General features: G+C 45.4%; 16 protein-coding genes. 10 read left to right on the top strand and 6 right to left on the bottom strand.

The features are described from left to right. Window positions 1-2 precede the first annotated feature (2 nt). The 8 genes from DDT91_RS16290 (at window position 3) to DDT91_RS16255 (ending at window position 6,637) form a co-directional block, all read left to right on the top strand. Window positions 3-443, top strand: coding sequence for a RimK/LysX family protein (locus tag DDT91_RS16290; protein WP_187177252.1), 441 nt, complete (start codon window positions 3-5; stop codon window positions 441-443). Further along, on the top strand, window positions 440-1,345 hold the full coding sequence (gene rimK / locus DDT91_RS16285) for a 30S ribosomal protein S6--L-glutamate ligase (protein ID WP_187177251.1): 906 nt from the start codon (window positions 440-442) through the stop codon (window positions 1,343-1,345). Before DDT91_RS16290 ends, rimK begins: the two co-directional genes overlap by 4 nt. Beyond that, window positions 1,345-2,280 (top strand): hydroxymethylbilane synthase, encoded by a 936-nt coding sequence (gene hemC / locus DDT91_RS16280; protein ID WP_187177250.1) that lies wholly within the window; start codon window positions 1,345-1,347, stop codon window positions 2,278-2,280. Before rimK ends, hemC begins: the two co-directional genes overlap by 1 nt. 1 nt (window position 2,281) lies before the next feature. Next, the gene (locus DDT91_RS16275; RefSeq protein WP_187177249.1) at window positions 2,282-3,127 is read left to right on the top strand and encodes a peptidylprolyl isomerase; all 846 of its coding nucleotides are present in this window, start codon (window positions 2,282-2,284) and stop codon (window positions 3,125-3,127) included. Further along, a complete protein-coding gene (locus tag DDT91_RS16270) occupies window positions 3,105-4,040 on the top strand; it encodes an SDR family oxidoreductase (RefSeq protein WP_187177248.1) in 936 nt (311 codons plus the stop codon). The genes DDT91_RS16275 and DDT91_RS16270 overlap by 23 nt, the downstream gene beginning before the upstream one ends. 39 nt (window positions 4,041-4,079) lie before the next feature. Continuing rightward, window positions 4,080-5,465, top strand: coding sequence for a sodium-dependent transporter (locus tag DDT91_RS16265; protein WP_187177247.1), 1,386 nt, complete (start codon window positions 4,080-4,082; stop codon window positions 5,463-5,465). Between the two features lie 129 nt (window positions 5,466-5,594). Continuing rightward, window positions 5,595-5,954 carry a response regulator gene (locus DDT91_RS16260; protein WP_187177246.1) on the top strand — a complete coding sequence of 120 codons (360 nt, stop codon included), beginning with the start codon at window positions 5,595-5,597 and terminating at the stop codon, window positions 5,952-5,954. A gap of 83 nt (window positions 5,955-6,037) precedes the next feature. Continuing rightward, entirely contained in the window at window positions 6,038-6,637 is a 600-nt protein-coding gene (locus tag DDT91_RS16255) for a porin family protein (RefSeq protein ID WP_187177245.1), read from the top strand. Window positions 6,638-6,726: 89 nt separating this feature from the next. Here the strand turns inward: DDT91_RS16255 and DDT91_RS16250 are convergent, their stop codons facing one another. The 6 genes from DDT91_RS16250 to DDT91_RS16225 form a co-directional block, all read right to left on the bottom strand. Continuing rightward, a complete protein-coding gene (locus tag DDT91_RS16250; protein WP_187177244.1) occupies window positions 6,727-9,234 on the bottom strand; it encodes a glycosyl hydrolase in 2,508 nt (835 codons plus the stop codon). 93 nt (window positions 9,235-9,327) lie between these two features. Then, window positions 9,328-10,497: a hypothetical protein gene (locus DDT91_RS16245; protein ID WP_187177243.1), complete on the bottom strand. Its 1,170-nt coding sequence runs from the start codon at window positions 10,495-10,497 to the stop codon at window positions 9,328-9,330. Window positions 10,498-10,852: 355 nt separating this feature from the next. Further along, entirely contained in the window at window positions 10,853-11,926 is a 1,074-nt protein-coding gene (locus DDT91_RS16240) for a DUF6340 family protein (RefSeq protein WP_222718666.1), read from the bottom strand. A gap of 89 nt (window positions 11,927-12,015) precedes the next feature. Then, the gene (locus DDT91_RS16235; protein WP_187177242.1) at window positions 12,016-12,720 is read right to left on the bottom strand and encodes a gluconate 2-dehydrogenase subunit 3 family protein; all 705 of its coding nucleotides are present in this window, start codon (window positions 12,718-12,720) and stop codon (window positions 12,016-12,018) included. Window positions 12,721-12,723: 3 nt separating this feature from the next. Further along, window positions 12,724-14,466 (bottom strand): GMC oxidoreductase, encoded by a 1,743-nt coding sequence (locus tag DDT91_RS16230; protein WP_187177241.1) that lies wholly within the window; start codon window positions 14,464-14,466, stop codon window positions 12,724-12,726. Between the two features lie 157 nt (window positions 14,467-14,623). After that, on the bottom strand, window positions 14,624-15,307 hold the full coding sequence (locus DDT91_RS16225) for an arylesterase (protein WP_187177240.1): 684 nt from the start codon (window positions 15,305-15,307) through the stop codon (window positions 14,624-14,626). Between the two features lie 248 nt (window positions 15,308-15,555). Between DDT91_RS16225 and DDT91_RS16220 the strand changes: the two genes are divergently transcribed. Next, window positions 15,556-16,233: an ABC transporter ATP-binding protein gene (locus tag DDT91_RS16220; protein WP_187177239.1), complete on the top strand. Its 678-nt coding sequence runs from the start codon at window positions 15,556-15,558 to the stop codon at window positions 16,231-16,233. Next, window positions 16,226-18,751, top strand: coding sequence for an ABC transporter permease (locus DDT91_RS16215; protein ID WP_187177238.1), 2,526 nt, complete (start codon window positions 16,226-16,228; stop codon window positions 18,749-18,751). The genes DDT91_RS16220 and DDT91_RS16215 overlap by 8 nt, the downstream gene beginning before the upstream one ends. The last annotated feature ends 18 nt before the right edge of the window (window positions 18,752-18,769 follow it).

Raw genomic sequence — 18,769 nt, 5'->3', positions numbered from 1 at the left:
TCATGGAGCAAAAACTAATCGGTCGAAAGGAAAAAATTACTCTTCCGGAATTGGGCCTTAATCTGGTGTGGGCCAAAATCGATACCGGGGCTTATACCAGCAGCCTGCATGCAGAGGAAATCAGGGAGGAAGAAATGGATGGAAAAAAAGTGCTGAAATTTCAAATCCTGATGCCCAAGCATCAAAAATTCACAGGGAAAACCCTCGTTTTTGAAAACTACCGAGAAAAGAAAGTCAAAAACTCCTTCGGGCAGGCAGAGGTCCGCTACCTGATCGAGACCAAATTACAACTCGCCGGAGAAACTTATCGGGCGGAGTTTACGCTCACAGACAGGTCCAGTATGAAAAATTCCATCTTGCTGGGCAGAAAGATTCTTCGAGGAAGATTCCTTGTGGATGTATCCAAAACCAACTTGGGAAAAACCTACCGCAAAAAGAAATGAAAATTGCCATCCTTTCGAGGAATCCAAAGTTATTCTCTACCCGAAGGCTAGTTGAAGAAATTCAAAAAGCCGGTCATGAAGCCATGGTAGTCGATCACAGTCTCTGTGATCTGATCATCGAGCAAGAAGGACCTTCCATTATTTACAAAGGTCAAAAGCTGGAAGGAGTGGATGCAATTATTCCCCGAATAGGAGCGTCTGTGACATTTTACGGAACTGCGGTGGTCCGTCAGTTTGAGTTGATGGGGGCCTTTTCAGTCGTGACTTCGCAGGCGATTGTGCGTAGCCGAGACAAACTAAGGAGCCTGCAGATTCTTTCTAAAAACGGACTTGGTATGCCAAAGACGGCATTTACCAATTTTTCCAAAGGAGGTGAAAAGCAACTGATCGAGCAGGTCGGCGGAGCTCCTGTCATCATCAAGTTGCTGGAAGGTACGCAGGGATTGGGAGTAGTGTTGGCGGAGACTAAAAAAGCAGCGCAGTCGGTCGTGGAGGCATTTCACGGATTGAAGGCCAGGATTATCGTTCAGGAATTTATCAAAGAAGCCAAAGGCGCGGATATCCGGGCGTTTGTAGTCAATGGGAAAGTGGTCGGAGCCATGAAGCGACAAGGCGCTGAAGGTGAGTTTCGATCCAACCTTCATCGGGGAGGCGTGGCCACTGTGATCAAATTGAGCAGGGTAGAGAAGCAAGCGGCACTTAATGCAGCGAAAGCTTTGGGATTGGACGTGGCAGGAGTGGATATGCTTCAATCTGCCAGAGGGCCACTGATTTTGGAAGTGAACAGCTCACCTGGGCTTGAGGGAATAGAAAGTGCAACCGGTATAAATATCGCAGCCGAAATCATCAAATTTGTGGAGGAAGGTGTTCGCAAAAAATCTTCTAAACGAGAAAAACATTAATGAGTAGAGTCATAAAAATCGGTACCAGAGGGAGTAAATTGGCGCTTTGGCAGGCATACCATGTAGAGGACTTGCTAAAAAGTGCCGGGCTGGAATCCGAAATCGTCATCATTGATACCAAAGGAGATCAGATCTTAGATGTATCTATTTCTAAGATCGGTTCAAAGGGCGTTTTTACCCAAGAGCTCGAAGATCAGCTGCTGGATGGCAGAATTGACATCGCTGTCCATTCTGCTAAGGATATGCAGTCCAATCTATCTGAGGACTTTGAAATCATTGCTTTTACCGAAAGAGAAAGGGAAAATGACATTCTCCTTTCTACCAAAAAAGGAATTTCTATTTCAGATGCCTCACAACCCTTGGTTTTGGGTACTTCTTCAACCCGAAGGATTGCCACATTGAAGCATTTTTATCCCCATGTCAAAACAGTGGATGTCAGAGGCAATCTTCAGACCCGAATCCGAAAAATGGAGGAGGGACTATGCGATGCCTTGCTCTTGGCTTTTGCCGGTGTCCATCGCATGGGATATGATGAGATGATTGCCGAGTACCTGGAATTGGATGAATTCACTCCTGCAGTAGGTCAGGGATCTGTAGCGATTGAGTCTGCAAAAAATCTTGATCCCGGCCTTCGCCATCAGATAATTCAGGCCTGTAATCATCCCGAGACTGAAGCAAGGCTTCGGGCTGAGCGTGCTTATCTACGTGTCTTGGAGGGAGGTTGCAGTATTCCTGTTTTTGCCTTGGCCAAGATGAATGGAAATCACTTGGAGCTGAACGGAGGAATTGTGAGTCTGGATGGGAAGAATAGAATCTCTTTTAACCTTCAAGGGTCCAGCTCAGATCCGGAGAGCCTTGGCCAAGAGCTAGCATCGAAAGTGTTGGCTGCCGGTGGAAAAGAAATATTGGAACAAATCAAAAAAGCACAATCCTGAAATGAGAACGCTTAGTAAATTTCTGATCTTCGGCCTTATTCTGATCAGTTCTTGGGCTTGCGGAAAAGACAAAGATTACCTTATCACCATTTCTACACGCCACGGAGAAATCAAAGCTGTCCTTTTTGACGATACTCCCGAGCATAAAAACAATTTTATTACCCTTGCAGAGGCCGGAAGATTTGATTCGACTCAGTTTCATCGTGTGATTCAGGGATTTATGGTCCAAGGTGGAGATGTGTTTGGAAAAGAAGGATTGCCTGCCCAGCAGTGGCCGACCCTCCCCGCAGAGATTTTGCCCAAGCATGTTCACATCAGAGGAATGATCGCCGCAGCTCGTCAAGGTGACAATATTAACCCGCAAAAAAGAAGCAATGGTTCTCAGTTTTATATTGTGCAAGGTAGAACCTACGAGGAGTTGGAGCTGACCACGGATTTTCCTGCCTTGCAAAAGGCTGTATTTCAGTACATGCAGCTAGGTTCCGGCCAAGCGTTGAAGAAGGAGTATTCCCGCTTATTTGAGGAGCAAAAATTTGACAGTCTGACCAACCTTCTGCTAACTAAAAGGGATGAGATCGCAAAAACACTCAACATCAAATTGACCAAGGATTATACTCCCGAACAAATCAAAGCCTATGCGGAACTTGGAGGGACTCCTCACCTGGATTTTGAATACACTGTTTTTGGACAGGTCTTGAGTGGCTTGGATGTAGTGGACAAAATCGCTGCTGAGCCTACCTCCAGAGAAGTGCCCAATCAGCCTGTATTTATGAAGGTCACGGTTGAAAAAGTATCGCGAAAGAAAATCGAAAAAGAATTTGGCTATGTCTACCCGGTTTCCAATTAAACCTAAAATCCTTATCACAGGTGCCAATGGACTACTTGGGCATAAGCTTGTAGCACAGCTTGTCAGCAAAGGAGATTTTGAAGTTATCGCCACCGGACGTGGTCCAAGCCGACTCTTGAGAGGAGGTTTTCAATACCAGACTATGGATATTGAAAATCCAAGTGATGTCCAAGAGGTGTTGTCAAGACTGAAGCCTGAGGTGATCATTCACGGAGCAGCTATGACGCATGTGGATGAGTGCGAACTCAATCAGGAGGCTTGCTATCGGGCAAATGTCTTGGCAACGAAATACCTGGTGGAGGCTGCTGAGGGTATTGGTTCGCATTTCATTTTTGTATCCACCGATTTTATTTTTTCGGGCGAGGATGGAAATAATCCCTATCTCGAAGATGCCAGTCCTGATCCTGTCAACTATTATGGGCGGACTAAGTTGGAAGGTGAGCAGTTGGTGATGAATTCCAAGTTGAAATGGGCTATTGCCAGGACTGTCTTGGTTTATGGAATCGCGGAAGGGCTTAGCCGTTCCAACATCATTCTTTGGGTGAAGTCTTCGCTGGAAGCAGGTAAAGAAATTCAAGTGGTGGATGATCAATTGAGAACCCCAACACTGGCCGAGGACCTTGCCGCGGGATGTATTTTGATCGCTGAAAAAGAGGCTACAGGAGTCTTTAACATTTCCGGTTCGGAACTTTTGACCCCTTATCAAATGGCCATAGAAACTGCCGATTATTTTGGCTTGGACAAAACGTTGATTAAGAAAACCGACTCCACAAAATTCAAACAGCCTGCCAAACGTCCGATGAAAACAGGTTTTGTGATTGAAAAAGCAAGGAAACTACTCGGATATGAGCCCAAAACTTTCCGAACGGGGATAGGTATTTTAGCAAAACAAATTATCTTAGCCCGCTCTTAAAAAGCAGTTTATACCCTTTATCTAACTTTAGCATTATCTATGGCAGTAAATTCTAATACCGAGGAAAGAGGCCAATTTGGATCGAGTCTTGGATTTATTATGGCTGCAGCTGGTTCAGCTGTAGGACTTGGTAATATTTGGAGATTCCCTTACCTCACCGGTGAAAACGGAGGAGGAGCGTTCGTGTTCGTATACATTCTTTGTGTCGTCTTTATTGGACTACCCCTTCTTTTCAATGAAATTGCTTTAGGAAGAAAGTCCGGCAAAAACCCAATTGGGGCAATCCGTGATACAGGTGGAAATAAGTTTTGGCAGTTGGCAGGTGTACTTTGCGTAGCGGTCTGCTTTTTTGTCTTTAGTTACTATTCCGTGATTGCTGGATGGACTGTTGGTTATATTTTCACCGAAATCATCAATATTCCTGTCGATTTTGAGGAGTTTGTCCAGACTCCTATGTACGTGATTCCACTTACCTTCTTCTTTATTCTTCTCACCATCCTGATCGTGTTAGGTGGAGTTTCTGGGGGTATTGAAAAGGCTGCCAAATTTTTGATGCCTATCCTATTTATCATCATTCTTTTCATTGCTGGACGATCAGTGACTTTGGAAGGTGCTGAAGCCGGGATTGAGTATTATTTAAATCCTGATTTCTCCAAAATCAATGGCACGGTAATTCTTCAAGCGCTAGGTCAGGCGTTTTTCTCTATGTCTGTAGGTTGGGGCTTGATGATCACTTTTGGTTCTTACCTGGATAAAAAATCAAATATTATCCAGTCCTCAGGATGGATTGCGGGGATGGATACAGCCGTTGCTTTATTGGGTGGTTTAATGGTGTTCCCTGCCTTGTTTGCTTTGCTTCCGGGCAAGGATCCAGCGGCTGGCCCAGCCTTGGTATTTGACGTATTACCGAAAGTCTTTGATGCCATGCCAGGAGGTAACATCATCGGTGGTTTATTTTTCATTTTGTTGATGGTGGCAGCATTGACTTCCACAATTTCCATGTTGGAAGTGCCAGTGGCCTATTTGATCGATGACAGAAAATGGGATCGTAAAAAGGCAACATGGACAGTGGGGATTGCTGCGATGATCATGTCCATTCCATCTGCGCTTTCATCAATCGAAGGAAACGTTTTCGCAGAAATCCGATTTACCTTCTTGAGTAATGAACTGGTTGGCTTCTTCGGAGCCATGGACTTTATCTTTGGTACTTTTGCAGTCATTGTGATCTGCTTGATGCTTGCCTTATACACCGGCTGGGCTCAAAAAATCAGTGATTATGCAGATGAACTAACCCTCGGAGCTCCAGGATTTACCGGTGTTTTCCGAACAGGTTGGATTTTCTTCATCAAGTGGGTTTGCCCTATCGTGATCATTTTGTTGATTCTAAATATGATGGGCTTGTTTGGAGCTCCACAGGCAGCTTAATTAGTAATTCGCTTTAAATCAGGAGGCTGGTCTTTTAAAAAAGGCCAGCCTTTATTTTTGAATTGATACTTGGTGTTGTTTCATGATATGCTCAAATAATTTCGTATAATTGAAAAAGTATTTCATTTTATGCGAATCCTTTTGGTAGATGATAATGTACTCCATCTTTTGATTCTCAGAAAGATTTTTGAGAGAGGGAAGAATGAGGTCGTAGTCGCCAGAAACGGCAGGGAAGCTCTTCAATTTTTAGAATTTGACCCTTCGTTTCATGTCATCCTCACTGATATTCAGATGCCAGTAATGAATGGGGTTGAGTTTCTCGGGCAGGTAAAGGAGAGCAATTTGACAAAAGAAATTCCTGTGATAGGATTTACCTCTGGCGATGTGGAGTATTACCGAAATCAGGCGGGAAAACTTTTTGATTATTTGGTGCCAAAGCCTTTCGATTTCTCCGATCTATACCAATTGGCCCAGTCTGCTATTGCATAGAATCCATACACCCGGTTTTTGGCAAAGGAATTGCGATTAAACATTCCAAGATTTTTAAAAAACTAAACCAAAATTCTAATCCCATGAAAAAACTACTTCTAGCTGTGGTTTTTGCCTTAGCGGCAATCCCTGCAATTTCTCAACAGGCCGGTATCGGCATAAAGGCTGGTCTTAGCAGCACAAAGATTGATTTCAAAAATGAGAATTTTATTCCTTATGATGCCCAAACAGGCTATCATGTGGGACTTTTCGGAAGGTTTGGGGCAGCCGGTTTTTTCGTTCAGCCTGAGGTGTTGTTTACCCAGACCAGTGGAAAATTTGGTGTAAACTTGCCTCCTTTTAGCAACCAAGTGCCGGAAGATTATGAAGCGAAATTCAATCGACTTGATGTTCCTGTGATGGTAGGCTTCAGAATGTTGAAGGTATTCAGGTTGATGGCGGGTCCGATTGCCAGTTTCAACATCAATTCTAGCCTGGAGGGAGCAGGTGATACATTGAAGGATGTGGAGTTTAAAAATGCTACTTTGGGGTATCAAGCGGGATTGGGAGTTGATCTTGGTAATCTCTCAGTTGAAGGGAAATACGAAGGAGGGTTAAGTAGTTTCACGGAAAATATTGGAACCTTCTCGACAGACAATCGACTTAATCAGTGGGTTCTTTCAGTTGGATTTAGAATTTTCTGATAAGATTTTAATCATCCAGATCAAAAAAACAGGCCCTTTCGAAAAAGCGGAAGGGCCTGTTTAGTTTCAAACTTGAGGATTGTTAAACTTTACTTTTCCATAACCAGCGGTCCTGGTTTTGCCCATTCGTGAATCGGCTTGAGATCGATCACATAAACACTTCGACCGTGGGTCCCGACCACCAGATGGTTTTCACGCTGCTGAATAACCATGTCGTAGATGGCTACGTTTGGGATTTCACCTTGGTATAGGTTCCAGTTTTTTCCTTCATCCATACTCACATACAAGCCATGGTCTGTACCTAGATACAGCAGATTTGGCAGTTTGGGATCTTCGATGATGATGTTGGTGGATTCGTCGGGAAGGTTGGATTTGATGGAGGTCCAAGTCTTTCCGTAGTCCTCACTCATATATACATACGTGTTAAACTCATCGTATCGGTAGCCATTCAAGGTGATGTAGACCCTGCCTTCCTTAAATCTGGAAGGTGAAATACTGCTTACCCAGCGATCCTGTGGAAGCCCGGCATTAAGACTGGTCCAGTTTCCTCCGTTGTTCCTGGTGATCCATACATTTCCGTCGTCAGAACCTGCGTAAATCGTTCCAAACTCAAGTGGGGATTCTTCGACTACCGAAAGCGTGGCAAAAGGCACGTTTCCGCTTTTCTGGTTTTTGGTTAGGTCAGGAGAGATGGTTTTCCAGGTATTTCCTTGGTCGAGAGATTGGTAAACATACTGCGAACCCATGTAGACGATATCCTGATTGTGGTAGCTGAGTTCTGCTGGTGTTCTCCAGTTCCAGCGATTGGGAGCATTTCCGATGTCGTGTCCAGGAGTGATGCGTCGTCTTTCTCCGGTCTCTTTGTTGATTCGCATGTAGTTTCCAAACTGCGATCCGGTGTAGACGATGTTGTTGTTTCGAGTATCTACCGCGACCACCATGCCGTCACCACCCAGAAGTGGCTCCCATGGATCTTCGGGCTTATTGGTGGATTTGCCAAACCAAACGCCGTTGTCTTGCATGCCTCCGTAAATGTTGTAAGGCTTGGCATCATCTACCATGATGGAGTAAAACTGGGAGATCGGCATCTGTGTGTTCAGGTGATCCCAACGCGCACCGCCTCCATAGCTACGGTATAATCCACCGTCATTGCCGAGTAAGATGTGCTTGCTGTCCTTAGGATTGATCCACATGGCTTGATGATCAGAGTGGGGTCTTCCGATCGAGTCAGTACGGGAGAAGTTTTTCCCTCCGTCTCTGGAGACCAAGAGTGGTACGCCTAATACAAATACTTCATTTTCGTCAGAGGTGCTTACCCGCACTTCTCCGAAATAATAGCCATAGGTATTGTACAACTGACTGATGTCTGATTCGGATACTTTTTTCCAGCTCTTGCCGGCATCTTCAGATCGGTACACTTCTGCACCTTTGATCGGCTGACCAAACATAGCCGCATTGGCATCGACAGCACCACCGAGGTAGTTGGCGATCTGGGTAGTGGTGATTTTACCGATTTTCAGTTGGCGCTTGAGCTCGGCAGGCGTGTATTTGGTGGCAAATTGATTTCTTCTCAGAAAGGATTCCAGTTTTTTTTCATCCAATGCCAAGGCTTGATCCAAAGTCATGTCTTTGAAGTCCTCTAGTTTGATCGGATTTTCCTCCTGCTGCTGATTGCCACGCTGTCTTGGGGCAGGAGCTGGTTTGTCTGATTTGCCCTGATTGTCCAGCAAGGCATAGACTATATTGGGTTGGGATAAAGCAAAGTCGAAGCCGATTCGGCCCACGAACTCATCCTGAGGAAATCCTTCCACTGCTTTCTTCCAGGTGTTTCCACCGTCTTCGGATCTCCAGATCGCTGATCCTTTTCCGTTGCCGATGAAGTCATGCGCCTGACGGAATCGCTCCCAACTTGCCGCCAAAAGCACATCCGGGTTGGTTGGGTGGACTTTGATGTCGATGATGCCGGTGTTGTCGTCGATGTAGAGTACTTTTTTCCAGGTCTTGCCACCGTCTGTGGTTTTGTAGAGGCCTCTTTCTTTGTTTCTGGAGTAAAGAGATCCCATCGACCCAACCCACACGATGTCCGGATTGGTCGGGTGAATCTGGATTTGACCGATATGGTGGGAGTGGAGCAAGCCCATCTTTTGGAAGGTTTTGCCTCCGTCGGTGGATTTGTATAGACCTGCTCCAGCATAAGTAGATCGGCTGGAGTTGTTTTCGCCTGTACCTACCCAAAGGACTTGATTATCGGACTTTGAAAGCGCCATGGCGCCGATTCCCAAAGCGCCCTGATGGTCAAAAATCGGGGAGAAGGACTGACCGTTGTCTTCGGTTTTCCATACGCCCCCGGAAGCAGCGGCAATGTAAAAGGTGTTGGTATTGTTGGCCACCTCGAGATCCACGATACGTCCTGACATGTTGGTGGGGCCGACGTTTCGGGCTTTGAAATCCTTAAGTGGCGTGGAGGACAGCATGGCTTTGTGCTTGTCTACAGATTCTTGCAGGGCTTTTTCAGAGGTGGGTTTGATGTCCTGTGCCAAGGAACTGAAGGAAATCAGTCCTGCAGCAAGGAGAATGAGGTAAGTTGATTTTTGCATGTGGTTTTCTTTGATCAGGAGGGAATATAAACAATCGCGGGGAAAGTCAGGCGACCTTCCCCGCTAGTGGAAAAAGCAGGTTTTGGGAGGGGCTTATTTTGAGACGAGACGGGTTTTGTATAGGACGACGTAGTCTTTTTCTACCTCGGAGTAGTTTGGAGTAAACCAGATTTCGTCTTCGGAAATGAATTTGCCCAAACTTCCGATTTCTGTACGTTTCTCAATAAAAGGCGAGTTGGTCTTTCCATCAAAAAGAATCCATCCAAAAGTGCTGATCTTACTTATTTCCTCATAAAACTCTTGGTTGATTTGACCTGTTTTTGAGAAAGCTTGATCGTATTCTTCATCGGTAAGTCCTCTTGTATAATTAATTAAAAACCTGTTTTCCCCAGTTGGGATGAGTAGGTTTATCGAGCCTGAGTAGACGTCTTTCATGTCATAGCTCGTAAGGTTATTTTCGTCCTTAGGTGCTTTTTCTATAAACTCTTCAAAGGGAATTTCAAGGATCTTGGAAGGCTCATTAAGGTTTTTCAAGTGATAGATAAATATTTTAGGTTCGTTTCTAAAGGTTACATAAATAGAGTCTCCCAGACCTGCCAACCGTGTGGTGTAATTGAAATTGAAGAAGGCTTTTCGATCGGTTTTGAATTTTGACTGGTCAGGAAAAGGGGCTACAGGTGTGAAATTTCCACTTTCCAAATCCAATACTTCCAGTCTTTTGGTTTGAAGCTGGAAGCTTTTTCCCTGGACGCCAAGGCTATCCCCATTTCTCCCTTCCCAGGGGTAAATAACCTGGCTTTTTGTGACGGCCAGTTTGTTGTTATAAAGGTCCAAAAGGGAAGAGGAAGGATTATAGCCCATCTCAAACCTACGGGTTAAATTTCCCGAAAAAGAATAGCAATAAAATCCTTTCCAGGCAGGAATAATAATTTCAGAATTGTTTAAAAACTGCGGTGGATTATACCTTGAGACTCTGTAGTCTTCAGGACCTTCTCCTTTCCTCATAAATTTTGAGAAAATTTTGCCTTCAGTGTTGGTCAGAAAAATTGAGTCGTTTCGGTCATTGAAAAGCATAAAAGTTTTCCCATCCGGGCTGATGTCTGCCAAATACAGATTTCCCAAGTAGTCCACCACCAGTGAGTCGTAGATCTCAAACTCAAGCTGCTGTTCAGCAAGCGGTTTTTCAAGGATATCTTCACTTTTGGGACCACAGGAAATGACAAGCAAAAGGGAAAGCAGGAAAAGCCAACGTTGATTTTTCATTTTCTGATGAGTTTTAATTTTCAAAAAGCTCCTATTGCAATCTTGGCAACCCCAAACTTTGATTAGCAGGATCACGTCCCCAAATGATGAAAGAAATAGAAATACGCACTAGTTGTAAAGAGTTTTTCAGCTCATGATTTTTTCTTAAGAAAATAAACCAAGAGTGAATATTCAAATGATTCACTAATAATCAATTCTGATTGTGTGCTATTCTGCCAGTAGACGAATATTCCCCTGATTTTGGGTTGGAAGACCGATGACGGAAGACCGAAGAAATCAAGGAATTGGTTTTTTCAGGTTCATTTAAACCTAGAAGAAAGCTACTTGCAAAGTTCCGTATATCCATATAATCAATTCAATAATCTTGTTTTTCCATCTGCTGATCCAGAAGTGCCTGCTGCTGTAGCAAGCCGTTCAAAGTCCGGGTATAGTTTCTTCCTTTTTTGAGTCCAAAGTCCGTATAGGCACGACCTGCCCATTCTTTGGCAAGGTCCAGAGACCCCAGTACCTCATAGCCCACCGCAATATTGTAAGTCAGCATTCCCCCGCTTTCCTCATCAGCTCCTGGCAAGGCCGCTTGCCAAGTTTGGATCGCCTGATCCCATTGATCTACTTCTGCGAGTCGGGCACCTTGAGCCACGGCTGGATTGGTTTTGGATTTGGGGAAAAAGCCACGGTTAATCTCCGCATACATAGGAGCAATCTTGGTGGCATAGCCCGCTCCGGCCATTTCTCCTACGGCTCTTGCCGCGTCGGCTTTAGTAATCAGTAAGGCTAAGGCCTGTGTTTTGGTTTCTCCCTCTGCTGACCAAAGATTTCGCTTTTCGAAGCGTTGTTGATCCACGATATTTCGCACTTTGGGATCATACAGGCGGAATCCCGCACTGACATTGGCCACTCCCTCTACATACCAGCCCTGCACCTCGATTTGACGGGTGGTTTTGCCTTCGGTCACCGTTTTTTTGATCAAGCGTTGCTGGTCGGTCACCACGAAGTCCGAACTGAAGTTTTCCAATGCTAGCACGGCATCAGCTTGATAGCGCTGGGCGAGTTGCTCCACGGTGTACCAATCCAACGGATTGGGAAACATCTGTCCGAATATCCCTCCCGGAAGGCGCTCGGTGGCTCTCACGATTTGAAATCTTGGGGAAGAATTAAGACTCATTTGCAGGGAGGAGAGGGTAGCCTGTACGGCATTGCGAACCTCAAATGGAAGCTCCCCGGTGATGATTCCTTCGATAATGGCCAGGCCTTCGCTTTGAGGCTTGGTTCGATCTACCAAAACAATTTTTTGAATATGACTAGGCACGGTGACTGGGGCGGGAACCAATCGGGTCATGGTGACATTTTTGGAGCAACCGCTTCCTATAAGAAGTAAAGCGGCAAAGAGTACTTTCCAAGTATTTTTCAAAGAAAAGGCAAAATTCATAGATGGGGTTTTAACTGGGACGAAGTTAGTACGAATAAAAAAATCCACGGTTTCGAGACCGTGGATTTTGAATCAAAAGTATCTGTTGATTATCCAATTAGATTTCCTTCTTCATCCCATTCCGCTACCTTGCCCCGTTCTTCGGGCTTGAGGTAGATGCTTAGGTATTTTTCAGGATTGGAGAGGCCGTGTTTGTCAAGTACATTTTGGGGGACTCCATCCCATACATTGGCTTGGTTGCCCATATAGCCCATATATTTCCAGCCTGCTTCGGTTGAGAAATAGCCCGAACAAGTCAAATTTCGAAGCATATTAAACCAGCGAACCCCACCAGAATAGGCCTCTGTTGCCTTTTCCGGCCAAGCGACCAAGTCCACGATTTGGATGACTTCTTCCTTGCTGAGGTCATTGAATTTTTTGCCAAAAAGTTCATCGGCTTCAAAATCCAACCACATCAATCCACCTCTCATCGGGGTCTGCATGCCAGGCTGGTCTTTCATCATAAACTCGATGAAATCCGGAACCTTCAGCTCGGTAGCCGAGGGAGACTCGGAATCCGCCGGCATGATGATGTCCACCAAGGTGCTCAGTTTTTTCTTTTCCTCTTCCGTGAAAAAAGTCTCAGAAAGCAACTTCGCATCCCGTGCTTTTTCTTCCTCGGTTCGTCCTCCGGGTGTGCCACCAGTCATCACCTGACCTTGTATCGCGACCTGCTCTGGTTCACATCCGGTCAACAGCAACCCAGCTCCCACGGAGCCGGTAAAGAGCAGTTTAAGGTTTTCTCTTCTGTTCATGGCTTAGATGTTTTTCTGTTTTAGCTGGTCAACGATGTAATCTGAGGTTCTCCAAGAAAGGGCCAATATGGTCCAGGTTGGGTTTTTGTCTGCTTGAGAGACAAAAGGCCCAGCATCCACCACAAACACGTTTTTGCAATCGTGCACTTGGCAGTTGGAGTTTACCACAGAGGATTTGCGGTCATTGCCCATTCGGGTGGTACCCACCTCGTGGATGATTCTACCAGGAGCGGCGAGTCCGTACATGGTCTCTGGTCCGGGTTTATTTCCAAGAAGAATAGCACCGGCATTGGTCAGGATTTCTTCAAACGTATCCTGCATGTGCTTGGCTTGCTTGATCTCTTGATCTGTCCATTTGTAATGGAATCGGAGTACCGGAATGCCGTATTTGTCGACTACGTTCGGATCGATTTCACAGTAATTGCTGTATTGAGGGATGCTTTCCCCACGGCCGGACATGCCCAAAGTAGAACCGTAAATTCTTCGAATGTCCTTTTTCAATCCTTCTCCGTATCCCCCATTCGGACTTGGGTTCCCAAATTCATCTTTGAGATATTTTCTCAATGAATCCATGCCGTTGCCGGCACCGTAAGATGGTTGGCCCATCCCCCCCCAATATTCGATATGGTAACCTCGGGCAAAGTCCAACTTTTTATTGTCAAGCCACCATGGGGTATACATGTGCATTCCTCCCACACCGTCTTCATTGTATCGCTCTCGATCGATCAGGTCAGGCATGATGCCCATCCGGTCCGCTCCTGTGGAGTCGTGGAGATATCTACCCAGTACTCCAGAGTCTGCGCCGATTCCATTGGGATAAACTTTGGATTTGGAATTCATCAGGATTCTAGAAGACTCGCAGGCAGAAGCGCCTAAGACGACTACCCGAGATTTAAGTTTGTACTCCTTCATATCCACTTTGGAGACGAAAGACACACCGGTTGCTTTTCCTGTATCGTCGGTGGTCACCTTTCTTACCATCGAGTAGGTGTAAAGGTCCACCTTGCCTTTTTTCATGGCCGGGTGTACAAGACACGTTCCTGCTGAGAAGTCTGCATAAGCTTGGCAAGCCCGGTTACACTGTGCGCAAAAGAAGCAGACACCACGCTCATTATTGATCGGTCGGGTAAGCATGGACAGACGTCCCGGAATCATCGGGATGTTGGCTTTGTCAGCGCCTTTTTTGATGATGAGTTCGTGTAGTCTTGGCTTGGGAGGAGGTAAGAAAAAGCCATCCGGCTCGTTGTAGATTCCTTCCTTGGATCCAAAAACCCCGATCAGCTTGTCCACCTTGTCGTAGTAGGGCTTCAGATCATCATATCCGATTGGCCAGTCGTGTCCCATGCCATCAATGCTGGCGCGCTTGAAGTCGTTGGGGCCGAATCGAAGAGAAATCCTTCCCCAGTGGTTGGTTCTACCACCTACCATTCGCGAACGGAACCAGTCAAACTGGGTACCGTCTTTTCGGGTGTAGGGTTCTCCATCAATATCCCATCCACCGATGGCCTGATCAAAATCTCCAAATGGGCGGATACGTGTACCTGCACCTCTTCTTGGGGATTCCCAAGGTGGTCTGAGTTGGGTTCTGTCCTCGTCTTTTGCCGGGTCAAAATCCCCACCGGCCTCAACGACGGCCACAGAAAGACCTGCTTCGGAGAGGATCTTGGAAGCCATTCCTCCTCCTGCGCCAGATCCTACGATGATGACATCATAGCTATCTGGGGTTTCTTTGATTTGAAAGCTCATTTTTAAAAATTTTAATGAAGTTGAAAATATAGGGTAAAAAATTAGCGTATGGAAGCTTGAGTCAATGAAAAAAAGTAACTGACGAAAATGAAGCTGTCTTGGTGAAGAAATCAAAAGGACTTTCTTGCAAGGCTGAAATCAGAAAGCCCTTTCGCTGTTATAATGCGCCCTCTATAAATGGCCAAATTGTCTCAAATACTATTTTATGGCCTTCTTCGGTTGGATGAATACCATCCGGCAGATTAAGTTCTGGATTTCCGGCTACCCCTTCCAAAAGGAAAGGGATCAATGTGACATTTTTTTCTTTGGCTACCGATGGATAGATAGCTTTAAACTCTTCTGTGTATTCTTGCCCCATATTTGGGGGAATCTGCATTCCAGCCAGTATGATTTTGGTATTGGGATACTTTCCTCTGACTTTATCAATTATGGCAAGAAGATTACTTTTTGATTCACTGGGTAGTATCCCGCGCAAACCATCATTTCCTCCCAATTCGAGCACAAAGATGTATGGCTCCTCCTCCAAAAACCAATCCAAACGGCTCAAACCTCCAGCTGTGGTCTCTCCGCTAAGTCCTCCGTTGATTACTTTAAAATCTTTCCCTAGGCTGTCCAACCTTTCTTGTACGAGCCCTGCAAAAGCATCCTCCGGGTCAATTCCATAACCTGCGGTAAGGCTGTTACCAAAGAAGAGGATGGTTTTTTGTTCCGTCTTTTGTACGGTAGAGGTATTTTCAGTTGCCTCTTCTTTTTTCTGCTCCTGACTTCCTCCGCAAGAGGTGACCAGAAATAAAGCAATGACTGAGAAGATGAGATAATTAAAACTTTTATACAGTTTCATAGAAAGACTTTTTCTTCTTAAAGGATTAAAGGGGAAATGGTTCAAAACTTTGATTAGGTTTTCAAATTTAGAGCTTAAAATAGCTTTTTCAGCGTTGGTCGAGCAAATACACCCGTCTGTCGAGAGGGCTTGGCTAGGATGGGGTAAATTTCTTTTCTTTACTTCAAATCTAACTTGATCCGCTTCCAACTTCAACAAACTTGATCCGGAAGCGTTTGACATTTCTATTCTTTAACACTTGGCTTTTCATGAGCATATTGTCCATTCAAAATTTAAGTAAGACCTATCAAAGCGGAAGCCGTAAGCTCACCGTACTCGAACATGTGTCTTTCGATATTCAGGCAGGAGAAACCATCTCTATCGTTGGACCATCAGGAAGTGGGAAAACCACACTCCTTGGTCTTTGTGCCGGGTTGGATTCTGGTTCATCAGGTTCTGTAGTCCTCAATGGTCAGGCACTCGAAAGACTGAACGAAGACCAAAGAGCTGCAGTTCGCAACAAAGACGTCGGATTTATATTTCAAAATTTTCAGCTATTGCCGACTCTCACGGCATTGGAGAATGTAATGGTACCCTTGGAGCTAAAGAAGAGAAAAGATGCGAAGGAGAAAGCACTTGAACTATTGGAAAAAGTAGGGTTAAAAGATCGGGCAACGCATTATCCTACTCAGCTTTCGGGAGGAGAGCAGCAAAGGGTATCCATAGCGCGTGCTTTTGCCAATGAGCCCAAAATTCTATTTGCTGATGAACCAACTGGAAACCTTGATACAGAGACAGGCGAAATGATCGAAAAGTTGATCTTTGACTTAAACAAGGAGAAGGGGACTACTTTGGTGCTGGTTACCCATGACTTGGATTTAGCCGCTAAAACCCAGCGAATCATTCATATCAAAGGAGGAAAAATACAGGAGGAGACTCATGCCTGATGTGAATTGGATCTTTAAAATGGCAATGCGGGATTTTCGCAAGAATCTATCCCGTCTTTTGCTCTTCGTTTCCTCGATTGTGGTAGGCATTGCCGCTTTGGTGGCCATCAGCAGCTTTGGAGAAAATTTAGTCAAAGACATAGATAATCAGGCCAAGGAGCTTCTTGGAGCTGATTTAGTGCTTGAAAATAACAAGCCTCTTGGCGATCAGGCATTGGATTCCATGGCGGTAGAACAAGCTGCAGAAGTCAATTTTGCCTCCATGGTCGCTTTTCCCAAAAGCGATGCCAGCCGACTGACACAGGTACGGGCTTTGGAAGGAAACTTCCCTTTTTACGGAAAGCTCGAAACAGTCCCGGCCGAAGGAGATGCTGACTTCCGAAGTGGAGGGAAAAAAGCTTTGGTCGAAAAGACGCTAATGGCACAGTTTGATGCCCAAGTAGGAGATTCCATCAAGGTTGGGGCAGTAATGTTCCAAATCGTGGGAGAACTCCAGAAAGTGCCCGGACAAACAGGAATTACCGCCTCAGTGGCTCCAGCAGTCTATATCCCGATGGAGTATTTGGCCGAAACCGGCCTTGTCCAATATGGAAGCCGCGTGGAATACAATCGTTATTTCCAGTTTGCTCCGGGAACTGATGTAGAAGAACTGATCAAACCCTATGAAGATCAATGGGAACTGGATCGAGTCGATGCGGATACGGTGGAAGACCGCAAGCGAAGCACGGGTCGTTCTTTCGGAAATCTTTCCAATTTCTTAAGCCTTGTAGCCTTCATTGCTTTGCTTTTGGGTTGTGTGGGTGTAGCTTCTGCAGTCAATGTTTTTGTAAAGGAGAAACTTGCCTCTGTGGCTGTTTTAAGATGTCTGGGGGTCGCTTCATTGGATGTATTGCTGATCTACCTGGTCGAAATCGTCATCATGGGCCTTTTTGGAGCTTTGATAGGATCGGTTTTAGGTACGCTGCTTCAATTTGTCCTTCCCACAATTTTCGCAGATTTCCTGCCAGTGGAGGTGACCGTGGGTATTTCGTGGAAGTCGGTTGGATTCGGAATGATTACTGGACTTTTTGTGTCAGTTTTATTCGCTTTGTTGCCTTTGTTGAAAGTGAGAAATGTTTCTCCAATGGCTACTTTACGACCTGAGACTGCAGATTCTACCTTGCTCAAAGATCCTGCAAGATGGGCGGTGATCGCAGGTATTTTACTCTTCATTTTTGGTTTTAGCTTCCTGTTGCTCAAGCAGATCACTTGGGCAATAGGCTTTACCGGATTTGTGTTGGTGGCTTTTGGAGCTCTTTGGGGTGTTGGAAAATTGATCATGTGGGCAGTACGGAGGTTTTTGCCGATTTCCCTAAGCTATCCATGGAGGCAAGCTTTGGCTAATTTGTATCGACCAAATAATCAGACGATTTCACTGATTGCGACTATTGGGCTGGGGACGTCCATGATCAGTACCCTCTTTTTTCTGCAAAACCAGCTTCTTGAAGAAGCCAAATTTGCCGACAAGGAAGATCAGCCCAACATGCTGATGTTTGATATTCAAACGCCTCAATTGGAAAATGTCCGAGGGAGAGTGACCGATAGAAAGATGCGGATTCTTCAAGAGGTGCCTATCGTCACGATGCAACTTAATGAGATCAATGGCATCGACAAGAAGGAGAATGAAGAGTTGCCAGATGAGGAAAACTACAGCCGATGGCTTTACAATCGGGAGTTTCGAGTGACTTATCGCGATACCTTGATCAAATCAGAAACCTTGACTTCAGGTGAGCTGATTCCTCTTGGGGCTCGAGGTGACAGTATTTTTGTTTCACTTGAAAAAGGCTTCGGAGAAGGGAATAAGCTCAAGATCGGTGATGAATTGATCTTCAATGTTCAAGGTAGACCCATCAAAACGTATGTGGGAAGTTTCCGGGATGTGAAGTTTAATCAGGTGTCGACCAATTTCCTGGTCCTATTTCCAAATGGGGTCCTGGAACAGGCACCGAAATTCCACGTGATCATCACCAAAACTCAAAATGACCGTCAGGCAGCCGATGTACAGTCGGAGATTGTACGGGAGTTTCCGAATATTTCCATCATCAACTTGGGAACGATCGTGGAGACATTGGAGGATATCCTGGGTAAAATCAGCTTTGTGATTCAGTTTATGGCATTTTTTTCCATTGCAACCGGGATTTTGGTGCTGATCAGCTCATTGATCATCAGCAAGTACCAGCGAATGAGAGAAAGTATTTTGTTGCGTACTCTGGGTGCCAGTTCGGGAATTGTTCGGGTGATCAATACGCTGGAATATTTCTTTTTGGGAAGCTTGGCCTCGCTATCGGGGATTTTGCTTTCGTTTATGGCTACCTTCCTGCTGGGCAAGTTTGTCTTTGAGATGAATTTCAGCTTGGCTTGGAAAGAAGGTCTGGTGATTTACCTAGCGATCACAGGGCTGACGATTGTGCTCGGCTGGCTCAATGGAAAGCGAATCATCAATCAACCTCCGATGGAGATCCTCCGCGGAAATGGATAAAATCACAAAAGCCTCCGA

This window comes from Algoriphagus sp. AK58 (genome assembly GCF_014324365.1).
Lineage (GTDB): Bacteria > Bacteroidota > Bacteroidia > Cytophagales > Cyclobacteriaceae > Algoriphagus.
This window is presented reverse-complemented; position numbering and strand designations above follow the sequence as displayed.

Excerpts from the sequence above, each read along its gene's own strand:
- DDT91_RS16290 (WP_187177252.1), top strand. The coding sequence starts at position 3 with ATGGAGCAAAAACTAATCGGTCGAAAGGAAAAAATTACTCTTCCGGAA.
- rimK (WP_187177251.1), top strand. The coding sequence starts at position 440 with ATGAAAATTGCCATCCTTTCGAGGAATCCAAAGTTATTCTCTACCCGA.
- hemC (WP_187177250.1), top strand. The coding sequence starts at position 1,345 with ATGAGTAGAGTCATAAAAATCGGTACCAGAGGGAGTAAATTGGCGCTT.
- DDT91_RS16275 (WP_187177249.1), top strand. The coding sequence starts at position 2,282 with ATGAGAACGCTTAGTAAATTTCTGATCTTCGGCCTTATTCTGATCAGT.
- DDT91_RS16270 (WP_187177248.1), top strand. The coding sequence starts at position 3,105 with ATGTCTACCCGGTTTCCAATTAAACCTAAAATCCTTATCACAGGTGCC.
- DDT91_RS16265 (WP_187177247.1), top strand. The coding sequence starts at position 4,080 with ATGGCAGTAAATTCTAATACCGAGGAAAGAGGCCAATTTGGATCGAGT.
- DDT91_RS16260 (WP_187177246.1), top strand. The coding sequence starts at position 5,595 with ATGCGAATCCTTTTGGTAGATGATAATGTACTCCATCTTTTGATTCTC.
- DDT91_RS16255 (WP_187177245.1), top strand. The coding sequence starts at position 6,038 with ATGAAAAAACTACTTCTAGCTGTGGTTTTTGCCTTAGCGGCAATCCCT.
- DDT91_RS16250 (WP_187177244.1), bottom strand. The coding sequence starts at position 9,234 with ATGCAAAAATCAACTTACCTCATTCTCCTTGCTGCAGGACTGATTTCC.
- DDT91_RS16245 (WP_187177243.1), bottom strand. The coding sequence starts at position 10,497 with ATGAAAAATCAACGTTGGCTTTTCCTGCTTTCCCTTTTGCTTGTCATT.
- DDT91_RS16240 (WP_222718666.1), bottom strand. The coding sequence starts at position 11,926 with ATGAATTTTGCCTTTTCTTTGAAAAATACTTGGAAAGTACTCTTTGCC.
- DDT91_RS16235 (WP_187177242.1), bottom strand. The coding sequence starts at position 12,720 with ATGAACAGAAGAGAAAACCTTAAACTGCTCTTTACCGGCTCCGTGGGA.
- DDT91_RS16230 (WP_187177241.1), bottom strand. The coding sequence starts at position 14,466 with ATGAGCTTTCAAATCAAAGAAACCCCAGATAGCTATGATGTCATCATC.
- DDT91_RS16225 (WP_187177240.1), bottom strand. The coding sequence starts at position 15,307 with ATGAAACTGTATAAAAGTTTTAATTATCTCATCTTCTCAGTCATTGCT.
- DDT91_RS16220 (WP_187177239.1), top strand. The coding sequence starts at position 15,556 with ATGAGCATATTGTCCATTCAAAATTTAAGTAAGACCTATCAAAGCGGA.
- DDT91_RS16215 (WP_187177238.1), top strand. The coding sequence starts at position 16,226 with ATGCCTGATGTGAATTGGATCTTTAAAATGGCAATGCGGGATTTTCGC.